We start from the raw sequence: 21547 nt of genomic DNA on the forward strand, positions 1-21547 counted from the left end.
GATCGCACGACATGCGCTCGCGCACGCCGGCGATCCGACAAGGGGGACGTGACCCACCCGAGACGCCGAGTGGACCGCTACCAAGGTAACCATCGGACCGTGACCGCGAATCGGGGAAACCCTCGGCGTTCCGCCGGACCGGAGTGCGGTCCCACGGGGGTGAACCCGAGACCACGCGGCTCACCCGCCCGCCGGGCCGGCAGCGGCGAACGGCCCGCACGGCGCGATTTTTTCGGTCGTGCGGGCCGTCCGGTGCGGGGGCGGATCACCAGGGATCCTTCGGGTTCCAGATCAGCGGCGGCGTATTGGTGAGGATGCGCCGGAGGATTGCCATCATGTGGTCACCTCCTTTCGGGTGCGTGCGATCGGGTGACGGGCTCGGTGGTGCGGCTCAGGGTGAACGCATGCGGCGCGGCCGCGTTGGTGACGACCGGACGGGTGTGCCCGCCGAGGACGGTCAGCCGGGCGTCGCCGGCCAGGGCGGCCACGGCGTCGCCGGCCATGGTCCGGGCGAGGGCCGCGCCGGCGCAGACGAACGGGCCTGCGCCGAACGGCAGATAGGGGCGACGTGGGTCGGGATGGGCCCAGCGGTCCGGGTCGAACGCGTGCGGCCGGCTCCAGTGTCGTTCGTCGTGATGCAGCAGGTAGGGGCTGACCGACAGGATCGCGCCGGGACGCAGTGCCACACCACCGATCTCGACCGGGTGCGGGACGGGGCGGCCGACCATCCAGACGAACGGGCGATGGCGTGCGGCCTCGCGCACGATCCGATCCGTGGGCCAGGGCCACGGCGCGCCCGGCGGGTGATGCAGCCCGGCCAGCAGTACGGTCCAGGCCACGGCGTAGCCGACGTTTCCCACGATCGACCGGAACAGCAGTACGTACAGTTCGGCCACGTCGTCCTCGCTCGTCTCCGAGGGGCAGGCGTCGAGGACGGCGTCGAGCAGATCGCGCGGCCCGCCGGGGTCGCCACCCTGTGCCCGGCGTTGCCCGATGTGCCGGATCAGCGCGGCGAAGAGCCTGGCGCGCAGGATCTCCGCGCGGGCCCGCTCCCGCATCAGGGGCGAGCGGATCAGCAGGCCGGCGCCCACGGAGCGGGCGAGCAGGCGCCGCAGATCGGGCGCCGCGGCGGGGTGGAGCAGCAGGTCGGCCGTGCACTCGTGGAGCAATGCGGTGCCGGCTTCGGGCCAGCTCGTGGCCGCGGGCAGTCGCGGCACCGCTTCGGCGAGGTTCTCGCGATACTCGGGTAATCGCGCCCGGACGAGGTTCCGCACGGCGTGACCGACGGCGAGCTGAGCCGATCGTGAGGGCAGCAGGTCACCGTAGAAGGTGGACAGGCCGGCGTTGAACTCGGGATCGCGCAACACCGTGAGCGCCAGGTCCGTCTCGCCCACGCACCAGCCGCCCCAGGGGAGTCGGAAGACGCCGGTGGTGCGACGGCGGGACAGATCGTCGAGAAACCCCAGCGGATCGCGGTGGAACCGACGCAGATCTGCCCTGGCCATCGAGTGGTCTCCCCCTCCGACACCGGTCGGGTGCGGGAGCACGTGCCCCCACGGAACACGGACAGCGACCTCAGGTCAGTATCGTGTGACCGCAATGCCCGTGCAAGGCATCGACCCCGGGCAATCCCCGCGCCGGGCAGGCGAGTTCGCGGGCCGGTCGGTTTCCGGCCAGTGGCCGGCCGGGTGTCGCCGGGGCCCGCCGATCAGGCTCCGGGACCGCTTCGTCGCCTCGGCGGTCGAGGCGGTGCGTGCCCGGGGCGGTGCGGCCGGGACGCCCGCTACATCAGGTGGGCCCGGCAGGCCAGCTGTACCGCGAGGCGTTGTTGAGGGTCCTCCAGGTCCGCGCCGATCAGCTCGCCCACCTTGCGCACGCGCTTGGTGACCGCGTTGCGGTGCAGGTGGAGTTCCTCGGCCGCCCGGGCCGGCGAGCCCTGATGGTCGAGGTAGGCCTGCAGTGTGCGCAGCAGCGGGACCGCGCGCTGCGGGCCCAACGCCAGGACCGGAGCCAGGAGTTCGCGTACCGCCTCGCGGGCCGCATCGGAGGAGTACCAGTCCAGGAGCATGCGGTCCAGGCCCGCCGCGTCGTGGGCGGCGACCGGGCCGAAACCGCCGCCCGAGCGGGACAGGGCGGTGTGCGCCTCGCGCGCGGACGTGCGCAGCCCGAGCACGCCCCGATGGGCCGCGCCCACGCCGCAGCGCAGATCCGCATCGGGGCTGCGCTCGCGCAGCGCGGTCAGGAGCCGAGCGGCGTCGGCCAGGGTCGCGCGCATGCCGTCCCGGCCCGGGTCGGTGGGTTGCGAGCGGGCCAGGATCAGCGCCTCGTCGACGCGCGCGGCGTTCCAGGCGACCACGCCGGCGGAGCGCAGCAGGCGCAGCGCGAGCGGCCCGGCGGTCTCCAGCAGGCGGTAGCGGTCGGTGCCGGCCAGCGCGATCGGCTCCACCCGCAGGACCAGGTGCCAGCCGTCGACGGGCAGCCCCAGGGCCCGGCCGCGGCTGCCCAGACGCAGCGCCTGGGCCTCGGGCACGGCCAGCAGCTCGGCCAGCAACTGACCGCGCGAGCGCACCGGGACGTCGTCGGCCGGTCCCGCCGCCGCGGCCAGGGCGCCGAGGGCGAGCACCGCCCGCACGGCCTGTCCGCTCGGCCCCGGCCGCTCCGGAGCACTGAGCCAGGTGTCGCCGTCGGGCCCGCGCGCGGACGCGCCCGCCTCGCCCGGCTCCGGCGCGCGCAGCTCGACGGGGATGCCCAGGACCCGGGACGCGGCCCGGGCCACCCGCTCGGGGTCGCCCGCGACGGACGGCATCTCGCGGGCCGCGGCATCCACCCGGGCGAGGGCGTCGGCCGCACCGCCGCGGACCGCCCGGTCGACCGCCAGGATCAGCGCGGCGAGGTCGCCCTCGGCGTGCAGGATCGCCACCCCGCCCCGATCGGCCAGCTCCCGCGCGGTGGCCGGGACGGGGGCGTCCGACGGGACCGCGGTCAGCACCAGGCCCGCCGCGCCGGCTGCCGCGAGATCGCGCACCGCCACGTCGAGCCGATAACCGCTCAGCGGGGTCGCCAACACGAGCAGGCACCCGGCGGGCGCATGGGCCAGGCGGTCCGCGCGCGTCTCCAGTCGCACGCCGGTCAGCGGGACGGCATCCGTGGGGCCGGCCACGACGACGAGCCCGTCGAGGCCCGGGCCGGTGAGCAGCTCGGCGAGTACGATCACGCCGCCCAGTGTGCCGGCCGCACATGTTCGACTCGATCGGGTGCGCGTGGCACACGTACGATCCGCCGCCTGTTCGTACCGTTGACCCATGGAACTCGACGCCGGACTGCTTCCGGACTTCGCACGCGGCTGCGCCGTCCTGGGTTCGGGCGGCGGCGGAGCCACGTCGGTCACTCTCGCGGGCGCCCGACAGGCCATCCTCGAACACGGGCCGGTCCGGGTCCTGCACGCCCGCGAGTTGCCCCCGGACGCGACCGTCATGACCGTCGGCACCGTCGGCTCGTCCCCGGTGATGGGCGAGCGCATCGGCGGCGTCGCCGATGCGTGCCGGATGCGGGACCGGGTCGAGCAGGTCCGGGGCCGGCCACCGGTCGCCCTGCTGTCCAGCGAGATCGGCGGATCCAACGGCTGCGTGGCGGTCACCTGGGCCGCGCGGTTGGGCCTGCCGCTGCTGGACGCGGACAGCATGGGCCGGGCCTTCCCCCGGATGGACCAGAACGTGCTCGAACTCGCCGGCATCCGCGCCACCCCCGCGGTGCTCGCCGACGAACGCGGCCGCACCGTGGTGGTCGACCACGCGGACGGGCCCTGGCTGGAGCGGGTGGTCCGGGCCGGCCTGGACGCCTTCGGCGGCCAGGCCGCCTGCTCGGACTATCCGGTGACGGCCGAGCAAGTCGCCCGCCACGCCGTGCCCGGGTCGATCCGCCGGGCCCTCGCGGTGGGTTCGGCACTTGCCGCCGGTGTCCCCGAGGACCCCTCCCCGGTGGCCCGGCGCGTCGTCACCGGCAAGATCGCCGCGATCGAGTGGGTCTCGGATCCGACCACCGGAATCCTGGTCGAGGGCCTGGGCCCGGACGCGGGCCGGCTGCTGCGGGTCGAGGCGCAGTCGGAGTATCTGGCCGTCCTGGAGAACGGCCGGCCCGTCGTGCTGACGCTGGACATCATCGCCCTGGTGGAGACCAGGACCGGTGAGGCACTGCCGGTCGAGGTGCTGCGCTACGGGCTCCGGATCTCGATCCTCGCGCTGGACTGCGCCCCGATCTGGCGCACCGAGGCGGGCCTTCGACTCGCCGGCCCGGCGGCCTTCGGGCTGGACCTGCCCGACCGTGCGGAGGTCGGGCGATGACCGGCCCGCGCACGATCGGAGTGGACGTGGGCCCCACCAACACCGACGGCGCCCTGCTGGTCGGCGACGCGCCGGCGGCCACGGTCAAGGTGCCCTCGGCCGGGCATCCGGTGGACAGCGTGCGAACCGCGGTGGCCGCCCTCCTGCGCGACGCACCGCGCGCACCGCGGGTGACCCACGTGGCCATCGGCCTGCGCAGCGCCGCGCACGCGGTCACTCGGCGGGAGGGGCTGACCCGGGTCGGGGTGCTGCGGATCGGCGGACCCGTCTCGGACGCGGTGCCGCCGCTGGCGCACTGGCCAGCCGACCTGCGCACGGCCGTGCACGCCGGCAGCGCGATGGTCGAGGGCGGCGCGGGCCTGACCCCCGCCGATGCCACGGCGCTGGACCGGGACGCGGTGGCCCGCTTCGCGGCCGGCCTCGCCGGTCGTTGCGACACGTTCGCGGTCACCGGGGTCTTCTCGCCGGTCGACGACACCCAGGAACACCAGGCGGCCGAGATCATCCGCCGCGAGGTGGGCGCCGATTCCTTCGTGGGCCTGTCCGCCGGGTCGGGCGGGCTGGGCCTGATCGAGCGGGAGAACAGCACCGTGTTGGACGCTGCCCTGTCCCGGCACACCCGGGCCCTCGCCGACGCGTTGACCGCCGCGCTCGGCGCGCTGGGCCTGTCGTCCGCGACGATCCTGGTGGCCCGCGGCGACGGCACGCTGACCTCGCTGGAGTATCTGCGGCTGCATCCGGGCCTGGCCCTGGGCAGCGGCCCGGCGGGCACGCTGCGCGGCGCCGGACTGCTCACCGGCCTGACCGACGCGGTGGTCGCCGACGTGGGGGCGCGGCGGATCAGGGTGGGCCTGTTGGCCGGCGGCTTCCCGCAGGAGAGCCGGCCCGGGCTGGTCATCGGCGGTGTGCCGGTGAGCTTTCCGATGCCCGACCTGATCCGGGTCCCGGCCGACGACCCCGACGCGTTCGAGGAGGCGGTGGACCGGATGCAGCCCGGCGCGGCCCGCCTGCCGCTGGTCGTGGTCGGCGGCGGTTCGGCGGCGCCGGCCGCGACGCGGGTGCCCGCCGCCCACGTGCTGCTGCCCGAACACGGTCTGGTGGCCGGGGCGTTCGGCGCCGCGCTCAGTCCGGTCGGCGGCGCCCACGAGCGACTGATGCGGGCCGGCGAGGCGGCCGGGACAAACGCGGTGGACGAGGTACGCGAAGGCGCGCGGCGCAGCGCGGTGCGTGCGGGGGCCGATCCGCGCCGGGTCGTCGTACTGCCGGTCGAGCGGGTACCCGTGCCCTACCTCCCCGGACCCGCGTTCAGCCTGCGCGCCCGCGCGGTGGGACCGCCCTCGCCGCTGTGAGCGCTGCTCGAAACGTATCCGCGGAGCACCACCCGTCTCGGTGAACCGCGGCCCCTCCCTCATCCCACCGTGCTTCGCCCTGCCCGACGTCCCCTTCCGGTGCCGGGAATTCGGCCTTCAGGAATCCGAGGAAAGCGCATGACCACAGACAGCAGAACACCCGCCGCCGGCGCCCCCTCCGTCGAGCCGGCGAGCGCGGACCCGGCGGCACCCGCATCGGCCGCACCCGACTCCGCCGCACCCGACGCGCCCGGCGTCGACGCGGATTACCCGCTCGAACGGGTGCCGCGGTCCGCGCGCTACTCGTGGTTCAACGTCGCGATCCAGCGCTTCGGCCAGCTCTCCGACCTCACCCAGTTCCTGCTCGGCGCGACCCTGGGCGCCGGACTGAGCTTTTGGGGTGCGTTCTGGGCGTTCACGCTCGGCTCGGTGATCCTGGAAGTGGTGTGCGTCTTCGTCGGCATCGCCGGCATGCGTGAGGGTCTGACCACCTCGGTGCTCGCCCGCTGGACCGGCTTCGGCCGCTACGGATCCACCCTGATCGGCCTGGTGATCGCGGTCAGTCTGTTCGGCTGGTTCGGCGTGCAGACCGCGGTGTTCGCCGCCGGATTGCACTCGTTGGCGCCGGGCGTGCCGCTGTGGGGCTGGTGTCTGATCACCGGCCTGGGTGTCACGGCGCTGGTGCTGCGCGGGTTCCGCGCGATGGGCTGGACCGCCTTCGTCACCGTGCCCGCGTTCCTGGGCTTGGCCGGCTGGGCGATGACCGTGGAGATCTCCCGGCACAGCATGGGCGACCTGGTCGCCTCGCCGCCCTTCGGCGAGCACATATCGATCGCGACCGGTGCGACGATCGTGGCGGGCTCGTACATCGTCGGCGCGGTCACCACACCCGACATGACCCGGTTCAACCGTTCCACGGCAGACGTGGTCAAGCAGACCCTGGTCGGCATCTCGCTCGGCGAGTACGTACTGGGCCTGGCCGGCGTGCTGTTGGCGTACGCGGTCAAGTCGTCCGACGTGATCGCCATCATCACCGCCTCCTCCGGCGTGGCGGGCGTACTGATCCTGGTGCCGGCCACCGTGAAGATCAACAACTGGAACCTGTACTCGGCCGCGCTCGGCCTGATCGGCGCCGTCGAGTCGACGATCGGCGTACGGCTGAACCGCACCGCCGTGACGATCGCGATCGGTGTGCTCGGCAGCCTCGCGGCGGCAGCCGGCATCCTCGACCGGTTCACCGACTTCCTCACCGTGCTCGGTGTGGTGACGCCGCCGATCGCCGGAATCATGGTCGCCGAATACTTCGTGACCAAGCGCTGGCGCCCGCAACTGGACGCCTCGCGCGCGATCGGCCGACTCCCGGAGACCGAACCCTCGTGGGTGCCCGCCACGATCGTGTTGTGGAGCGCGGCCTCGGTGTTCGGCTGGTTGTGCGACCACTACCAGTGGGCCGGCGTGCCGGCGCTGAACTCGCTGCTGCTCGCCGGGCTCGGATACATCGTGGCGGGCCGGCTGAACCTCGTGCACGGCCACCGCGAACTCCCGGTCGAGCAACCGGCCCGGCCGGCGGCGGCCCGCGAGATCGCCGCCGCCGAGGCCGCGTCCACCACCGCCTGAACACCCCACCCTGCCCGCAGCGGCAACTCGGCAAGAGGAACCACCACATGCGCATCGGAATCGACGTCGGGGGCACCAATACCGACGCCGCCCTGCTCGGCGACGACAACCACGTCCTCGCCGGCACCAAATCGCCCACCACCGCCGACGTCACCTCGGGAGTCGCCGCCGCCGTCGTGGCGCTGCTCGCCGCACCCGGCGCCGACGGCCGGCCCACCGATCCGGCCGCGGTGGACGCGGTGATGATCGGCACCACACACTTCCTGAACGCGCTCATCGAGGGCGAACGGCTCGCGCAGGTCGCGGCGGTGCGACTGGGACTGCCCGCGACCGCGGCGCTGCCGCCGATGGTCGACTGGCCCGAACGCCTGCGCGCCGTGGTCGGCGGTGGCACCTACCTGTGCCACGGCGGGCGCGAGTTCGACGGCCGGATGATCTCGCCGCTGGACCCCGAGGAACTGCGCCGGGTCGCGGCCGACATCGCGTCGCGGGGGCTGCGTTCGATCGCGATCAGCTCGGTGTTCTCGCCGGCCGCCGCCGAGGACGAGGTGCGCGCGGCGCAGATCCTGACCGCCGAACTCGGCGACGTCCACGTGTCCCTCTCCCACGAGATCGGCCGGGTCGGCCTGTTGGCGCGGGAGAACGCCACCATCGTCAACGCGTCGCTGCGGGACCTGGCCGAGCACATCGTGGACGCGTTCGGCGCGGCGCTGGCCGGCGCCGGGATCACCGCGCCGTTCTTCATATCGCAAAACGACGGCACGCTGATGGACATCGCCCATGCGCGCCGCTACCCGGTCGCCACGTTCGCCTCCGGGCCGACCAACTCGATGCGCGGCGCGGCCTTCCTGTCCGGGCTCACCGACTGTGCGGTGGTGGACGTGGGCGGGACCACGGCCGACGTGGGCATCCTGGTCGGCGGCTTCCCACGCGAGGCGGCCGGCGAGTCGGAGGCGGCCGGGGTACGCACCAACTTCCGCATCCCGGACGTACTCTCGCTCGGCATCGGCGGCGGCTCGCTGGTCGCGGCGGACGGCGAGGTCGGGCCGCGCAGCGTGGGCTACCGGCTCACCGAACAGGCCCTGGTCTTCGGCGGCGACACGCTGACCGCCACCGATCTGGCCGTGGCCGCCGGCGCGGCCGACGTCGGCGACGCGGGTGCGGTGGCCGGCGTGGACCACGCCTTCGCCGAGCGCGCCCTGGCCCGGATCGCCGAGCGACTGGCCGAGACGGTGGACCGCATGCGCACCTCGGCCGCGCCGCTGCCGGTGGTGGCCGTCGGCGGCGGCAGCATCCTGGTCCCGGACGGCCTGCCCGGCTTCCCCGACGTGCGCCGGCCGGCCCACTTCGACGTGGCCAATGCGGTCGGCGCGGCCATCGCCCAGGTCGGCGGCGAGGTGGACCGGGTCTTCCTGGTCCCCGACGGCAAGCGCGAACACGTGCTCGCCGCGGCCCGCGCAGAGGCGGTGCGGCGCGCCGAGGAATCCGGCGCCCGGGTGGGCACGGTCCGCATCGTCGACATCGAGGAGGTGCCGCTGGCATACCTGCCCGGCGGTGCGACCCGCATCCGGATCAAGGCCGTCGGCGATCTCGACCTGGACCGACTCGGCTCGCCGACCCCCGTGCACGAAGCGAAGAACGGAATCCCCACCCATGCGTGAGATCGGCATCGAGCAGTTGGCGGACATCGCGCGCGGCGCGGGCATCCTGGGCACCGGCGGCGGCGGCGACCCGTACGTCGGCATGCTGCTGGCCCGCGAGGCGGTGCGCCGGCACGGACCGGTCACCGTGGTCGACATCGACGAGGTGCCGGCCGACGCGACGGTCGTACCCATCTCGTCGATGGGTGCGCCCACGGTCCTGCTGGAGAAGCTCCCCTCCGGCCGGGAGGAGATCAACGCCTTGCGCGCGCTGGAGGCGGTCCTCGGCCGCCGGGCCACCCACCTGGTGCCGATCGAGATCGGCGGCGTGAACTCGATGATCCCGCTGGCCGCGGCGGCGCACACCGGGCTGCCGATCGTGGACGGCGACGCGATGGGCCGAGCCTTCCCCGAGGCGCAGATGGTGCTGCCCGGCCTGATCGGGGTCGCCAACTCGCCGATGGCACTGGCCGACGACAAGGGCAACACGATCGTGGTCCGGGCGGTGGACAACACCGAGGCCGAGCGGATCGCCCGTGCCGTGTGCGTCGAGCGCGGCTGCCAGATCTCGTGCGCGGACACCGTCCTGCGCGGCGACCAACTGCGCGCCGGCCTGGTCCCGGCCACCCTGACCCTGGCCGAGAACCTCGGCCGGGCGGTCCGCGAGGCCCGCGCCGAACACCACGACCCGGTCGCGGCGGCCCGCGAACTCCTGGGCGGCGTACACCTCTCGGCCGGCAAGGTGGTCGACGTCGAACGCCGCACCGAGGGCGGCTTCGCCCGCGGCCGGGCCCGCCTGGAGGGCGAAGGCGCGCTCCTGGAACTGGACTTCCAGAACGAACACCTGCTCGCCCGCCGGGACGGCCGGGTGGTCGCCACGACCCCGGACCTGATCTGCGTCCTGGACACCGAGACGGGCGAGCCGGTCACCACCGAATCGTTGCGCTACGGACTGCGCGTCACCGTACTGGCCGCCCCGTGCGACCCCCGCTGGCTGACCCCGGCCGGCCTGGCCCTGACCGGCCCGCGCTACTTCGGCTACGACCTGGACCACCACCCGATGACCGCCTGAACCGGCTCGGGCGCCTCACCGGCAGTGACCGGTGAGGCGCCCGAGCCGGTGCCCGGCCCACCTGCCCCGATCGCCCCGACCGCGGTGCTCGACGGGAACGAGTCGCACCGCCGCGCGCGCCGCCCGGGCGGGTGTGGGCCGCGCCCTCGCGTGCGCGGGGGTCGGCGGGGCCGGCCGCACCGACGGCGGCCTCGTGGGGTCAGTCGTCGGCGAAATCCTCCCCCGTCAGCAGTGCGCGCAGGTGGTCGTGCGGGATCGCCGGGCTGCGCCGGCCGTTGTGGCCGGTGGTCTCCTCGGCCGTGACCAGGGCGTTGAGCACGGCCTCCTCGACGGCCTGCACGGTCGCCCGGTAGAACGGGTCGATCCGGCCCCACGGGATGTGCCGCAGCGTGTCGTAGTCCTCGTCGGTGGCCGGGGATTGCGGGAAGTTGCTGGTCAGGGCACCGGCGTTGGCGGTGGAGAAGGCCAGGAAGATGTCACCGGAGAAGTGGCTGCCGGTCGTGCCGGTACGGGCCAGACCCATCGGGACCCGGCGGGCGAGCGCCTTGCACTGGCCGGGCAGCAGCGGAGCGTCCGTGCCGATCACCACGATCACCGAGCCGGCCCCGCCGGGGGCGAACCAGTCGGTGTCCTCCATCGGGTTGTCCCGGGTCAACCGCTCTCCGACGGGCACGCCCGCGACGACCAGTTCGCGTCGTTCGCCGAAGTTGGCCTGGACGAAGGCGCCGACCGTGTACCGGTCCGAGCCGTATTCGACCACCCGGCTGGACGTGCCCGAACCACCTTTGAAGCCATAGCAGTTCATCCCGGTTCCGCCGCCCACGCAACCTTCCTCGACCGGGCCCGGGGCGGCCGAGTCGATCGCGGCGATCGCGTGCTCGGCGCGGACGTGCGGGCCGTTGATGTCGTTGAGGTAGCCGTCCCAGGTCTCGGCGACCACCGGCAGCAGCCACTGCCGGGCGAGTTCGGGCCGGTTGGCCACCGTCCAGTCGACGACGCCCCGGTGCACGGGACCCACCGCGTGCGTGTTGGTGATCATCACCGGACCCGCCAGGCTGCCCGTCTCGTCGAGCCAACTGCTGCCGGTCATCTCGCCGTTGCCGTTGAGCGAGTAGCGACCCGCGGCGCACGGCAGGCCGACGCCGGCGCGTCCGCGCGGCAACACGGCGGTGACGCCGGTGCGTACCGACGGGCCCTGGACGAGGGTGGTGTAGCCGATGTGCACCCCAGGGACGTCGGTGAGGGCGTTGGCCGGTCCGGGGGTGCCGTCGAGGCGGATGCCCAGGGCCCGGGCGCGCGGGCGTCCCGACGGGGTGACGGCGAGGGGTGATGTGGCGGGGGTGTTCACGCGGTGCCCTTCCGGGAGTTGTCGTGGCCGGCGGCGTCCGGGCCGCCGGTGCCCTCGTCGGGCGCGTCGGGGTCGGGGACGACCCGGTCCGGGCGCAACTCCGGGCAGCCGGTGGCCTGGCGGGCGTGCGCCAGGATCAGGGCCAGGGCGCGCTCGGGCGGCAGCGAGGAGTTGCGGCTCACGATGTGCAGGCCGTAGCCGTCCTCGAGGGTGACCAGGTTCGCGGCCACGTCGCGGATCGGCTCGGTGAACCGGAAGTGGCCCTGGGCCTGCCCGATTTCCAGGATCGAGCCGTACATGGCCACCTGTCGGTCGTACAGGCTCTGCGCCAGCGTGGCGTATTCGCTCTCGTCGCGGGCCGCCGCGCTGAACTCGTACAGGACCACCGCGAGTTCGTCCTCCGGCCCGGACGGCAGCCCGCGCCGCGCGCAGGCCACGAGCTTGTCGCGGGCGTCCGGGAGGCGGGAGGCGGTGTCGGTGCGGGACGTGTAGAAGCGGTCCGCGGCCTGTCGGTACACCTGCCGCAGCAGGTCGCCCAGGTCGCTGAAGTAGTAGCTGACCGACCCGCGGGCCACGCCCGCCACCTCGGCGATGTCGGCCACCCGCAACTGGGCCAGACCGTGCCGGCCGACCGCGGCGGTGGCCGCGTGGACCAGTTGCTCACGTCTCGCCGTCTGATTCCTCGGTCGTGCCATGCACCGTTCCTTGTCTTCAGTGCCAAATTATGGAATGCCTATTGACGTGGGAGTCTTCCATATCGTTGACTCCGGCGTCAAAGAACTGACAAGGGAGCCTCATGGCCGATACCGATGGCAGTCAGACGCCCGCCGGCACCCCTTTGCCGCAGCCGACGGCCTATGCCCAGGACCTGTCCCGCTCGCTCGGCCTGCGTGAGAACCTGTTCATCACGCTGTCCTCGGTCACGCCCGCCTCCAGCGTCTTCATCATCATGCCGTCGGTGATCAGCGGCCTCGGCGGCGCCGCCGCCGTGGCGTTCCTGCTCGCCGCCGTCGCGGGCATGCTGATGGCGCTGTGCTACGCCGAGTTGTCCAGCGCCTTCCCGATCACCGGCGGCGAGTACGCCTTCGCCGCACGCACGCTCGGCCGGTCCACGGGCTTCGCGCTGTTCGCGCTCGGTCTGCTCGGCGGGGTCCTGACGGTCGCGGTGATCGCCCTGGGCACCGGCGACTACCTGGGCGTGGTGTGGGGCTCACTGGACGGCAAGGGCGCCGGCCTGGCCGTCATCGCGCTGGCCTCGCTCGTCGCCGTGCTGGGAATCCGCACCAACGCCTGGGTCACCGGCGTCTTCCTGGCGGTCGAACTCGCGGCGATCGCCGTACTGGCCTGGCTCGGCCTGGTCCACGTCGACCAGCCGGTCTCCACGCTGTGGACGGCGCAGGCACTGGGCGAGGGCGACGTGCTCGTGGGTGCCTCGGCCGGGCTCGTGGTGTCCTTCGCCGCCACGGCGCTGTTCGCCTACAACGGCTACGGCACCGCCGTGTACTTCGCCGAGGAGACCCGGCAGGTCGCCTCGATCGGCAAGGTGGTGATGTGGTCGCTGGGCATCACCGTGGTCGCCGAGTGCCTCCCGCTGGTGGCCGTCCTGCTGGGTACGCCGAGCACCGGCGAACTCATGGCGGCCCCGTCCCCGATGAACTACTTCCTGCTCGAACGCGGCGGCGACGCCGTGAACACCGCGGTCAGCCTCGGCATAGCGATCGCCATCGTCAACGCGGTGATCGCGATCATGTTGCAGATCGGCCGACTGCTGTACTCCTCCGCCCGCGACCGGGCCTGGCCCGATGCGGTGGGCCGACCGCTGGCCGCCGTGCACCCGCGCCTGCGCACTCCGGTCCTGGCCACCCTGACCATGGGCGTCGCCGCGATCGTGGTCGCCTGGCTCGTCCCGCTCGACACCCTGATCCTGGCCACCGGCGCGAACCTGGTGGTGCTCTACATCTTCGTCGCCGTCTCCGCGCTGTACGGACGGATGTCCGGAGCCACCGCCCACGCGACCTACCGGATGCCGGCCTGGCCGTGGGTCCCGCTCGGCGTGATCGGCGTGATGGCGTACGTCCTGTACGAGTCGATCGACTCCGACCGGCGCCCGATCGGCATCGCCGTGGCCATGGTCGCGGCGGGCTACCTCTACTACTACGCCTACCTGCACCCCAGGCGCGAGCACCGCTGGACGCTCCCCGACCCCGTTCGCGACGCGCCCGAGTAGCCGAGCCGGCGCCGGGCCACCGCGCACCCGACAGCCGTCGCGGTGTCGGGCCGCCCCCGCCCCCCGCGCGGGGGCGGCCCGGCACCGCGACGACTGTCGCTCAGCCCGCCAAGGTGCCCATCCACTCCTCGATGGCGTCCGGCGTGCGGGGCAGGGCCGCCGACATGAGCCGGGCGCCGTCCTCGGTGATCACCAGATCGTCCTCCACCCTGATGCCGATTCCGCGCAGTTCCACGGGCAGGGTCTCGTCGTCGGGCTGGAGATACAGACCCGGTTCGACGGTGAGCACGTGGCCGGCCTCCAGGACGCCGTCCAGGTAGGTCTCCGCCCGTGCCTTGGCGCAGTCGTGCAGGTCCATGCCGAGCATGTGGCCGCTGCTGCACAGCGTGTAGCGCCGGTACAGGCCGCTGTCCGGACGCAGCGCCTCCTCGGGGGTGACCCGCAGGACGCCCCACGCGTGCAGGCCCTCGGCGATCACCCGCATCGCGGCGTTGTGGAAGTCGCGGAAGCGCGCGCCGGGACGCAGTGCGTCGATGCCGGCCTGCTGCGCCGCCAGCACGAGTTCGTACGCCTCGCGCTGGGCGGGGGTGAAGCGGCCGGACAGCGGCAGGGTGCGGGTGATGTCGGCGGTGTACAGGCTGTCCATTTCGACGCCGGCGTCGAACAGCAGCAGTCGGGTCGGATCCAGCGGGCCGTCGTTGCGGATCCAGTGCAGCACGCAGGCGTGCGCGCCGGCCGCGGCGATCGTGTCGTAGCCGGTGCCGTTGCCCTCGATCCGGGCGCGCATGTCGAACACGCCCTCGATCCAACGCTCGCCGCGCGGGTGCCGCAGCGCCTGCGGCAGGGCGCGGACCACGTCGGCGAACCCGGTGGCGGTGTGGTCGACGGCCAGTTGCAGCTGCTCGACCTCCCACGGGTCCTTGACCAGGCGCATCTCGGACAGGTACGCGGCGAGTTCGGCGCTGCGTCCGGGATCGGCCGGGGCGGCGAGTCGGTCCACGTCCGGGTCGACTCCGCTGAGCAGGCGGGTGGGTACGACGGGGCCGGTGAGCCGGGAGGGCAGGGTGTCCAGGTGGGCGCAGGCGACGCCGAGCAGGGTCTGCGACTCGTCCAGGGTCGGCCGACGCCCGGTCCAGAACTCGCCGTGGCGCCGGTCGCGGTAGAACTCGCCGGTGTCGCGCGGCGAACGCGGGCGCAGGTACAGGACGGCCTCGTGCCCGTCGCCGACCGGTTCCAGGAGCAGCACGCCGTCGGGCGTGTGGTCGCCGGTCAGGTAGGTGTACGCGGTGTGCGGCCGGAACTTGTAGTCGACGCTGTTGCTGCGCACCTTGAGCGTGCCGGCGGGGACGACCAGTCGCTCGCCGGGGTAGCGCGCGGACAGCCGCTCGCGGCGTTTCGCCGCCCACGGGGCGACCGGCTCGGCGCCGAGGTCGGGCAGCGGACTGGGCGCCCAGGCGGTGGCCATGAAGGCGTCGAGCGCGGGGGATACGGGCATGTCGTGGGTGCCGGTGTTGAGTGCCGCGACGGGGTCTTGCCGGGTCATGGTTCCCTGTCCTTCCGGTGGGTTCGGGTCTGGTGTGGACCGGGTCGGGTGGGTCGGGCCTCAGGCGGTCCGGCTCGGCTGCGCGGGTGCCGCCGGCGCCGGGGCCTTCGCGGACGAGATCTTGACGGGTTCGGGGAAGTGACAGGCCACTTCGTGGCCGGCCCGGCCGTCCACCGCGGTGAGCGGGGGTTCGGCCACCGCGCACACGTCCTGTGCCTTGTGGCAGCGGGTGCGGAAGCGGCAGCCCGAGGGCGGGTCGATCGGGCTGGGCACGTCCCCGCTGAGTCGGATGCGCTCCAGCCGGGTGCCGTCCGGACCGGTCGCGCCGGGCACGGCGGACAACAGGGCCTGTGTGTACGGGTGATGGGCCCGCTCGTACAGCGACTCGCGATCCGCGGTCTCCACCACACGCCCGAGGTACATCACCACCACCCGGTCGCAGAAGTGTCGGACCACGGCCAGGTCGTGCGCGATGAACACGAACGCGATGCCCAGATCGCGGCGCAGTTCCTCCAGCAGGTTGATCACCTGGGCCTGGATGGACACGTCCAGCGCGGACACCGGCTCGTCGGCGACGATCAGGCTGGGCCCGGCGGCGAGGGCCCGGGCGATGCCGATGCGTTGCCGCTGGCCGCCGGAGAACTCGTGCGGGAACCGATTGCGGTGCTCGGGGTTGAGGCCGACGGTCTCCAGCAACTCCTCGATCCGGCGCTCGCGTCCGCCGGGCGGGTCGATGTCGTTGACGTCCAGCGGGGCACGCAGGATCGTGCCGATGGTCTGCCGCGGGTTCAGGGAGGAGTACGGATCCTGGAAGATCATCTGGATCTGCGCGCGGATCGGCGCCAGTTCGCGGCGCGAGGCGTGCGCGATGTCGCGACCGCGGTACTCGATGGTGCCCGCGCTGGGTTCGAGCAGGCGGGTGATCAGCCGTCCGGTCGTCGACTTGCCGCAGCCGGATTCGCCGACCAGGCCGATGCTCTGCCCGGCCCCGACGGCGAGGTCGATGCCGTCGACCGCGCGGACCGCCCGGGCCCTTCGGCGCAGCAGGCTCCGGCCCGTGGGGAAGTGTTTGGTCAGTCCGCTCACCCGGAGCAGCGGCGGCTCGGACGCGTCGAGCGACGTGGTGTTCATGGGGTGGCTCCTTGCAGATCCGTCGGCGCGGTGCTCGGCACCGCCTCCAGATGGCAGGCGGCGGCGTGCACGCTGCCGCCGGCCCCCGCAGGCGCACGTGTCAACAGCGGGAGCACCGTGCGGCACGGCGTCTCGGGGCCGTCGATCACATGCGTGCAACGCGGGTGGAAGGCGCAGCCGGGCGGTGGGGCGAGCAGGCTGGGCGGTGAGCCGGGCACCGGTTGCAGCGGCCGGTCCAGGGCATCGGACAGGCGCGGGACCGAGGCGAGCAGACCCCGGGTGTAGGGATGCCTGGGCGTGTCCAGGACCTCGGCGACCGAGCCGAACTCGACCGCGCGGCCCGCGTACATCACCAGCACGTCGTCGGCGACGTCCGCGACCACCCCCAGGTCGTGGGTGACCAGGATGATCGCGGTGCCCAACTGCTCCTGCAACTCCGCGAGCAGGTCCAGGATCTGGGCCTGCACGGTGACGTCGAGGGCGGTGGTGGGCTCGTCGGCGATCAGCAGGTCGGGCTCGCACACCAGCGCCATCGCGATCATCGCGCGCTGGCGCATGCCGCCGGAGAACTGGTGCGGATACTCGCGGGCCCGGCGCGCGGGTTGCGGGATGCCGACCCGGTCGAGCATGTCGACGGCGCGCGCCCGCGCCTCGCGGCGGCCGGCGCCGGTGTGCCGACGGTAGGTCTCGACGATCTGCGCACCGACGGTGAAGTAGGGCGACAGGGCGGTGAGCGGGTCCTGGAAGACCATCGACACGCGTTGCCCGCGCAGGTCCCGCAGCGTGCGTTCGGGGGCCCCGACCAGCTCGGTCCCGTCCAGGACCGCACTGCCCTCGATGGTGGTGCGGGCCGGGTTGTGCAGACCGAGCAGGGTGAGGTTGGTGACGCTCTTGCCGGAACCGGACTCGCCGACGATGCCGAGGGTACGACCGCGTTCGACGTCGAAGGAGACGCCGTCGACGGCCTTGACCACGCCGCCCTCGGTGGCGAAGCGGACCCGCAGGTCGCGGACCGCGAGCAGGGGAGGGGTCATCACACACGCACCCGGGGATCGATGACGGCGTACACGGCGTCCACCGCGACGTTGGCGAGCACCATCGCGGTGGCGGCGATCAGCACCACGCCGGTGATCATCGGCAGGTCGGAGTTGGCGACCGCGTTCACCGCGAGTTTGCCGATGCCGGGGATGTTGAAGGTGGTCTCGGTGACCACCGCGCCGCCGAGCAGGACGCCGAGTTCGATGCCGTAGACGGTCACCACCGGGGTGATCGCGCCGCGCCACGCGTGTTTGGCGTAGACCTGACGGGACGTCAATCCCTTGGCCCGGACGGTGCGGATGTGGTCCTCGCCGAGCGCGTCGATCATCGACGCCCGGGTCAGGCGCGCGTACACCGCGGCCTGTACGCAGGCCAGGGTCAACCAGGGCAACAGCAGCCCGCCCATCCATCCGCCGGTGTCGCCGGTGAACGGGATGTACTCGGGTTTGGGCAACCAGCGCAGTTCGTCGACCAGGACGTAGCGGGCGATCACCCCGAGGAACTGGATCGTCACCGACGCGCCGATCAGCGACAACGCCATGGTGGACTTGTCCAGCCAGGTGCCGCGGCGCAGCGCCGCGAGCATGCCGATCATGATGCCGACGCCGAGGAAGATCACCGAGGCGCCCAGGGCCAGCGACAGGGTGGCGGGGAAGCGGTCGAGCAGAGTGTCGAGCACCGGTTCGTGGTTGACGAACGAGTAGCCCAGGCACGGCGCGGAGCAGTGCGAGGCGCCGAAGTCGCGGCCGGCGAAGACGCCGACGATGTAGTGCCAGTACTGCATCGGCACCGACTCGTCCAGGCCCAGGTCGCGTCGGATCAGGGCGAGCGTCTCGGGGGTGCAGGTCTTGCCGCAGGACAGGCGGGCCGGGTCGTCCGGCATCGCGAAGAACAGGAAGAAGGTGACGGTGAAGACGACGAACAGGATCAGTGCCGCGCCGAGCAGTCGCTGCACCAGGAATCGGAACATGGGGCCCTCACTGGAGGTCGGACCGGGGAGCGGCCGCCGGCCCGGCCGGCGTGGGCGGGAAGGGGGGAGCCTTCCCGCCCACGCCGGCGGAGCCGGGGCCGCTCCGCCCGGGGGCTACTTGACCCAGACGTCGGTCGGATAGGTCGAGCCGATGAAGCCGACCCGTACGCCGCCCAGGCCGGGCCCGTACAGGGTCAGTTGGCGCTTGTACACGAACGGCACGACCGGGGCCTCGGCCATGATCTTCTTCTCCAGGTTCGACCACTCCTTGCCGGCCGCGACGACGTCCGACATCGCGGTGATGCGGTCCATCTCGGTGCTCATCGCCGGGTTGTTGTAGAGGCTGTACACGGAGCCGTCGTCGATGATCTTGCGACCGTCGAACTTGGCCGGGAGCACGGTCGCGGCGCTGGGCCAGTCGGCGCCCCAGCCGGCCCAGTACAGGTCGTACTTGTTGTCCACGCGGCCGATCTCGGTGTAGTAGCTCTTGTCGTTGATCGGCTGCGGGACCACCTTGAAACCGGCCTGCTGGAGGGCCTGGACGATGGTTACCGAGACCTGTTCCCACAGCGGGGTCTGGTTGTAGGCGTAGACGATGGTGGGGTTGGGGGTGCCGGACTCGGCGAGCAGCTGCTTGGCCTTGGCGATGTCACCGGTGTTCGGCACGCCGGCCAGGTCGTAGGGCTCGAACCCGAGCACCGTCGGGCCCATCAGCGTGGTGGCGAACTCGCCGTAGGCGGGGCCGCCCATGATCTGCCGCACCTGCTCCTTGGGGAACGCCGCGATCAGCGCCTGGCGGACCTTCGGGTTGGTCTGCCGGCGGTTGTTGATCTCGAAGTACTCGGTGTACGGGGTGGCCGCGTCCGCCGTGCGGGCCTTCAAGTCCGGTGTGGTGAGCACCTGTTGGGCGACCTCGCGACCGACCGCGACGCGGAAGGTCATGGCCGAGCGGTCGCCGCCGTTGGCCGCGATCAGCCGCTCGTTGATCTGCTGGTTGGACGCGCCGAACTCGAACTTCCACTGGTCGGGGTAGGCATGCCGGACCGCGTCGGTGTTCGGGTCCCAGTGCTCGTTGCGGACCATCGTCATGGACTTGTCGATCTCGCGGGTGGAGATCTTGTAGGGGCCGCTGGAGAACGGGTGCTTGTCGTACTCCAGTTTGGTGTCCTTGGCGCGCGGCACCGGGGTGCTGGTGTGCATCGCCACCGCGAACGGGAAGTCGCCGCGCGGGGCGGGGAGCGCGAAGGTGATGGTGCGCGCGTCGGGGGTCTTGATCGCGTCCAGTTCGCGACCGCCGTAGGGGCCGTCGTACACCGAACGGAAGTCGGGGTTGCCGACGAGCCATTCCTGGATCCAGGTCGGACCGCCGGTGATCTCCTTGGCGAACGAGCGCTCGACGCCGTACTTGACGTCCTGCGCGGTGATCGGCGAGCCGTCCTCGTACTTGAGCCCCTCCTTGAGGGTGAAGGTCCAGGTCCTGCCGCCGTCGGGGCTGGTCCCGGTGTCGGTGGCCAGGTCGCCGACCAGGGTGGTGTGGTCGCCCTCCTGCTTGTACGTGGTGAGCTGGCGGGAGATCAGCAACTCGGCCGTCTGCTCGTGCGAGACGTAGACGCGGGCCGGGTCCAGGTGGTTGAAGTCGGCGCGCTCCAGCACCGTGGCGGTGCCGCCGGGCTTGGCGCCGGGCAGATCCTTGGCCGGGCCCTTCGACTCGGCGGCGGCGCCGATCGACACGGCGCGGACCTGGGCCTTGGGAGCCCCCTTGCCGGGCTCCTTGCCGGCGGGGGTGCCGCCGCCGCCGGAACAGGCGGCCGCGCCGAGGGCGAGGGCGAGCGTGGCGAGCGCGGTTCGGGTGAGGCGAGTGGGTCTGCGGCGAGGGTTCATGGTTCCTTCCGAGGGTTGCCGTGCGAGTGCGGTGTGGCGAGGGCACCGGTGCCCGGGGCTCAGCGGTCGCTCTTGGGATCGAGCGCGTCGCGGACCGAGTCGCCGAAGAGGTTGAAGGCGACCACGAAGACGAGCATCGAGATGCCGGGGACGCACATGTAGGTGATGTCGGTCCGGTAGACCTCGGCGCCCTTGAGCAACATCCGCCCCCAGTCGGGGGTGGGTTCGACCATGCCCACGCCCAGGTAGGACAGGGCGGCCTCGGTGGTCACGTAGGTCGGCACCGCCATCGAGGCGCTGACCAGGATCGGGGTGACCAGGTTGGGCAGCAGCTCGCGCAGCACGACCCGGCCGGGCGAGGCGCCGATCACGCGCGCCGCCTCGACGTATTCGCGGCTGCGCAGGGAGAGCACCTGACCGCGCAACAGGCGCGCCACCGAGGCCCAGCCGAATGCGGAGAGCACCGCGACGATGACCGCCCCACGCAGCAGCGGGGACATCTGCTCGCCCGGGTTGGTCAGCAGCGAGGTCACCACCGGCGTGAAGGCGATGAAGAACAGCGTGGACGGGAAGCTGAGCATGACGTCGATGAATCGGCCCACGAGGTAGTCGGTACCGCCGCCGAGGTAGCCGGCGGTCACTCCGACCAGTACGCCGAGCACGGTGACGATCGCGACCACGGCCAGCGAGATGAGCAGCGAAGTGCGGATGCCGTAGAGCAGTTGGGTGAGCACGTCCCGGCCGAGACCGGGTTCCAGGCCGAGCCAGAACTCGCCGGACATGCCGCCGTTGGGTGCGACGGGAAAGCCGAACTCGTTCAGCAGGCCGGGCCGGTTCTGGCCGTACGTGGTGTAGGGGTCGTGCCCGTACCACTTGGCGAACAGCGGTGCGCCCAGGCCCGCGACGACGAACACGGCGACGACGCACGCGGCGACGATCCCGGTGCGGTCGCGGCGGAAACGACGCCAGGCGAGTTGCGAAGGGCGCAGCCCCATGGGGGCGGTGTCGGCGGCGGGCGGATCCGTGTCCACCGGCGGATCCGTGGGGGGCGCGAGCGTGGTCATGACGGCGGGCCTCTCGGGAGGCGGCGGGGTGGGTAATGGTGGGGAACTCTGCCCAGGGCCGACTCAATGGTCAAGGTCTGAGTCGTGTCACATTTGAGGTGCGACATTGTATTTGCAATTCCTTTACCATTCACCTGCGGTTTTCCTTTCCGTCCGGCCGGCTACGTTGATCGGGGACGGGTCTGGCGCAACACAAGAGCAATGTGACATTGTACTGACGTGACCCAAGCGGATGCGCCGAATCACGGCCCCGAGCGCGGCACCACCGATCCGACGCCCCGCATGTCCCGCATTCCCGATGCCGATTCCGGCCTCGACGTCGACAGC

The 21547-nt window shown here is 72.6% G+C and carries 16 protein-coding genes; 6 read left to right on the top strand and 10 right to left on the bottom strand.

The features are described 5' to 3' along the window. Positions 1–341 precede the first annotated feature (341 nt). Complete coding sequence (locus ACFZBU_RS18590; RefSeq protein ID WP_391584674.1) at positions 342–1505, bottom strand: cytochrome P450; 1164 nt, start codon at positions 1503–1505, stop codon at positions 342–344. A 278-nt stretch (positions 1506–1783) separates the two neighbouring features. Beyond that, the gene (locus ACFZBU_RS18595) at positions 1784–3214 is read right to left on the bottom strand and encodes a PucR family transcriptional regulator (RefSeq protein ID WP_391584675.1); all 1431 of its coding nucleotides are present in this window, start codon (positions 3212–3214) and stop codon (positions 1784–1786) included. Between the two features lie 88 nt (positions 3215–3302). Here ACFZBU_RS18595 and ACFZBU_RS18600 point away from each other — a divergent pair, with 88 nt between their 5' ends. The 5 genes from ACFZBU_RS18600 (at position 3303) to ACFZBU_RS18620 (ending at position 10018) form a co-directional block, all read left to right on the top strand. Beyond that, entirely contained in the window at positions 3303–4340 is a 1038-nt protein-coding gene (locus ACFZBU_RS18600) for a DUF917 domain-containing protein (RefSeq protein ID WP_391584676.1), read from the top strand. After that, on the top strand, positions 4337–5689 hold the full coding sequence (locus tag ACFZBU_RS18605; RefSeq protein WP_391584677.1) for a hydantoinase/oxoprolinase N-terminal domain-containing protein: 1353 nt from the start codon (positions 4337–4339) through the stop codon (positions 5687–5689). Before ACFZBU_RS18600 ends, ACFZBU_RS18605 begins: the two co-directional genes overlap by 4 nt. A 138-nt stretch (positions 5690–5827) precedes the next feature. Then, a complete protein-coding gene (locus ACFZBU_RS18610; RefSeq protein WP_391584678.1) occupies positions 5828–7306 on the top strand; it encodes a purine-cytosine permease family protein in 1479 nt (492 codons plus the stop codon). A gap of 47 nt (positions 7307–7353) precedes the next feature. Next, entirely contained in the window at positions 7354–8967 is a 1614-nt protein-coding gene (locus ACFZBU_RS18615; protein ID WP_391584679.1) for a hydantoinase/oxoprolinase N-terminal domain-containing protein, read from the top strand. Continuing rightward, the gene (locus ACFZBU_RS18620; RefSeq protein ID WP_391584680.1) at positions 8960–10018 is read left to right on the top strand and encodes a DUF917 domain-containing protein; all 1059 of its coding nucleotides are present in this window, start codon (positions 8960–8962) and stop codon (positions 10016–10018) included. Before ACFZBU_RS18615 ends, ACFZBU_RS18620 begins: the two co-directional genes overlap by 8 nt. 199 nt (positions 10019–10217) lie before the next feature. Here ACFZBU_RS18620 and ACFZBU_RS18625 read toward each other — a convergent pair whose 3' ends face one another. After that, complete coding sequence (locus tag ACFZBU_RS18625) at positions 10218–11366, bottom strand: P1 family peptidase (protein ID WP_391584681.1); 1149 nt, start codon at positions 11364–11366, stop codon at positions 10218–10220. Then, on the bottom strand, positions 11363–12061 hold the full coding sequence (locus ACFZBU_RS18630; protein WP_391584682.1) for a TetR/AcrR family transcriptional regulator: 699 nt from the start codon (positions 12059–12061) through the stop codon (positions 11363–11365). The genes ACFZBU_RS18625 and ACFZBU_RS18630 overlap by 4 nt, the downstream gene beginning before the upstream one ends. A 101-nt stretch (positions 12062–12162) precedes the next feature. Between ACFZBU_RS18630 and ACFZBU_RS18635 the strand changes: the two genes are divergently transcribed. Then, positions 12163–13593 carry an APC family permease gene (locus ACFZBU_RS18635; protein WP_391584683.1) on the top strand — a complete coding sequence of 477 codons (1431 nt, stop codon included), beginning with the start codon at positions 12163–12165 and terminating at the stop codon, positions 13591–13593. Positions 13594–13693: 100 nt separating this feature from the next. On the opposite strand, the gene ACFZBU_RS18640 is transcribed toward ACFZBU_RS18635, so the two are convergent. From ACFZBU_RS18640 to ACFZBU_RS18665, 6 genes are all read right to left on the bottom strand, one after another. Continuing rightward, positions 13694–15136, bottom strand: a complete 1443-nt coding sequence (locus ACFZBU_RS18640) for an aminopeptidase P family protein (protein WP_391584684.1) — start codon at positions 15134–15136, stop codon at positions 13694–13696. 60 nt (positions 15137–15196) lie between these two features. Then, complete coding sequence (locus tag ACFZBU_RS18645) at positions 15197–16267, bottom strand: ABC transporter ATP-binding protein (protein WP_391584685.1); 1071 nt, start codon at positions 16265–16267, stop codon at positions 15197–15199. Continuing rightward, complete coding sequence (locus ACFZBU_RS18650) at positions 16264–17301, bottom strand: ABC transporter ATP-binding protein (protein ID WP_391584686.1); 1038 nt, start codon at positions 17299–17301, stop codon at positions 16264–16266. The genes ACFZBU_RS18645 and ACFZBU_RS18650 overlap by 4 nt, the downstream gene beginning before the upstream one ends. Beyond that, positions 17301–18275 carry an ABC transporter permease gene (locus ACFZBU_RS18655; protein WP_391584687.1) on the bottom strand — a complete coding sequence of 325 codons (975 nt, stop codon included), beginning with the start codon at positions 18273–18275 and terminating at the stop codon, positions 17301–17303. The genes ACFZBU_RS18650 and ACFZBU_RS18655 overlap by 1 nt, the downstream gene beginning before the upstream one ends. A gap of 114 nt (positions 18276–18389) precedes the next feature. Then, positions 18390–20156, bottom strand: coding sequence for an ABC transporter substrate-binding protein (locus ACFZBU_RS18660; RefSeq protein ID WP_391584688.1), 1767 nt, complete (start codon positions 20154–20156; stop codon positions 18390–18392). 59 nt (positions 20157–20215) lie between these two features. Beyond that, positions 20216–21220 (bottom strand): ABC transporter permease, encoded by a 1005-nt coding sequence (locus ACFZBU_RS18665; RefSeq protein ID WP_391584689.1) that lies wholly within the window; start codon positions 21218–21220, stop codon positions 20216–20218. Positions 21221–21547 lie beyond the last annotated feature (327 nt).

Source organism: Embleya sp. NPDC008237, from assembly GCF_042956465.1.
Classification (GTDB): domain Bacteria; phylum Actinomycetota; class Actinomycetes; order Streptomycetales; family Streptomycetaceae; genus Embleya.

What these genes read in the sequence shown, in the direction of transcription:
- ACFZBU_RS18590 (WP_391584674.1), bottom strand. Translation starts at nt 1,505, where the DNA reads ATGGCCAGGGCAGATCTGCGTCGGTTCCACCGCGATCCGCTGGGGTTT.
- ACFZBU_RS18600 (WP_391584676.1), top strand. Translation starts at nt 3,303, where the DNA reads ATGGAACTCGACGCCGGACTGCTTCCGGACTTCGCACGCGGCTGCGCC.
- ACFZBU_RS18605 (WP_391584677.1), top strand. Translation starts at nt 4,337, where the DNA reads ATGACCGGCCCGCGCACGATCGGAGTGGACGTGGGCCCCACCAACACC.
- ACFZBU_RS18610 (WP_391584678.1), top strand. Translation starts at nt 5,828, where the DNA reads ATGACCACAGACAGCAGAACACCCGCCGCCGGCGCCCCCTCCGTCGAG.
- ACFZBU_RS18615 (WP_391584679.1), top strand. Translation starts at nt 7,354, where the DNA reads ATGCGCATCGGAATCGACGTCGGGGGCACCAATACCGACGCCGCCCTG.
- ACFZBU_RS18620 (WP_391584680.1), top strand. Translation starts at nt 8,960, where the DNA reads ATGCGTGAGATCGGCATCGAGCAGTTGGCGGACATCGCGCGCGGCGCG.
- ACFZBU_RS18630 (WP_391584682.1), bottom strand. Translation starts at nt 12,061, where the DNA reads ATGGCACGACCGAGGAATCAGACGGCGAGACGTGAGCAACTGGTCCAC.
- ACFZBU_RS18635 (WP_391584683.1), top strand. Translation starts at nt 12,163, where the DNA reads ATGGCCGATACCGATGGCAGTCAGACGCCCGCCGGCACCCCTTTGCCG.
- ACFZBU_RS18640 (WP_391584684.1), bottom strand. Translation starts at nt 15,136, where the DNA reads ATGACCCGGCAAGACCCCGTCGCGGCACTCAACACCGGCACCCACGAC.
- ACFZBU_RS18645 (WP_391584685.1), bottom strand. Translation starts at nt 16,267, where the DNA reads ATGAACACCACGTCGCTCGACGCGTCCGAGCCGCCGCTGCTCCGGGTG.
- ACFZBU_RS18650 (WP_391584686.1), bottom strand. Translation starts at nt 17,301, where the DNA reads ATGACCCCTCCCCTGCTCGCGGTCCGCGACCTGCGGGTCCGCTTCGCC.
- ACFZBU_RS18655 (WP_391584687.1), bottom strand. Translation starts at nt 18,275, where the DNA reads ATGTTCCGATTCCTGGTGCAGCGACTGCTCGGCGCGGCACTGATCCTG.
- ACFZBU_RS18660 (WP_391584688.1), bottom strand. Translation starts at nt 20,156, where the DNA reads ATGAACCCTCGCCGCAGACCCACTCGCCTCACCCGAACCGCGCTCGCC.
- ACFZBU_RS18665 (WP_391584689.1), bottom strand. Translation starts at nt 21,220, where the DNA reads ATGACCACGCTCGCGCCCCCCACGGATCCGCCGGTGGACACGGATCCG.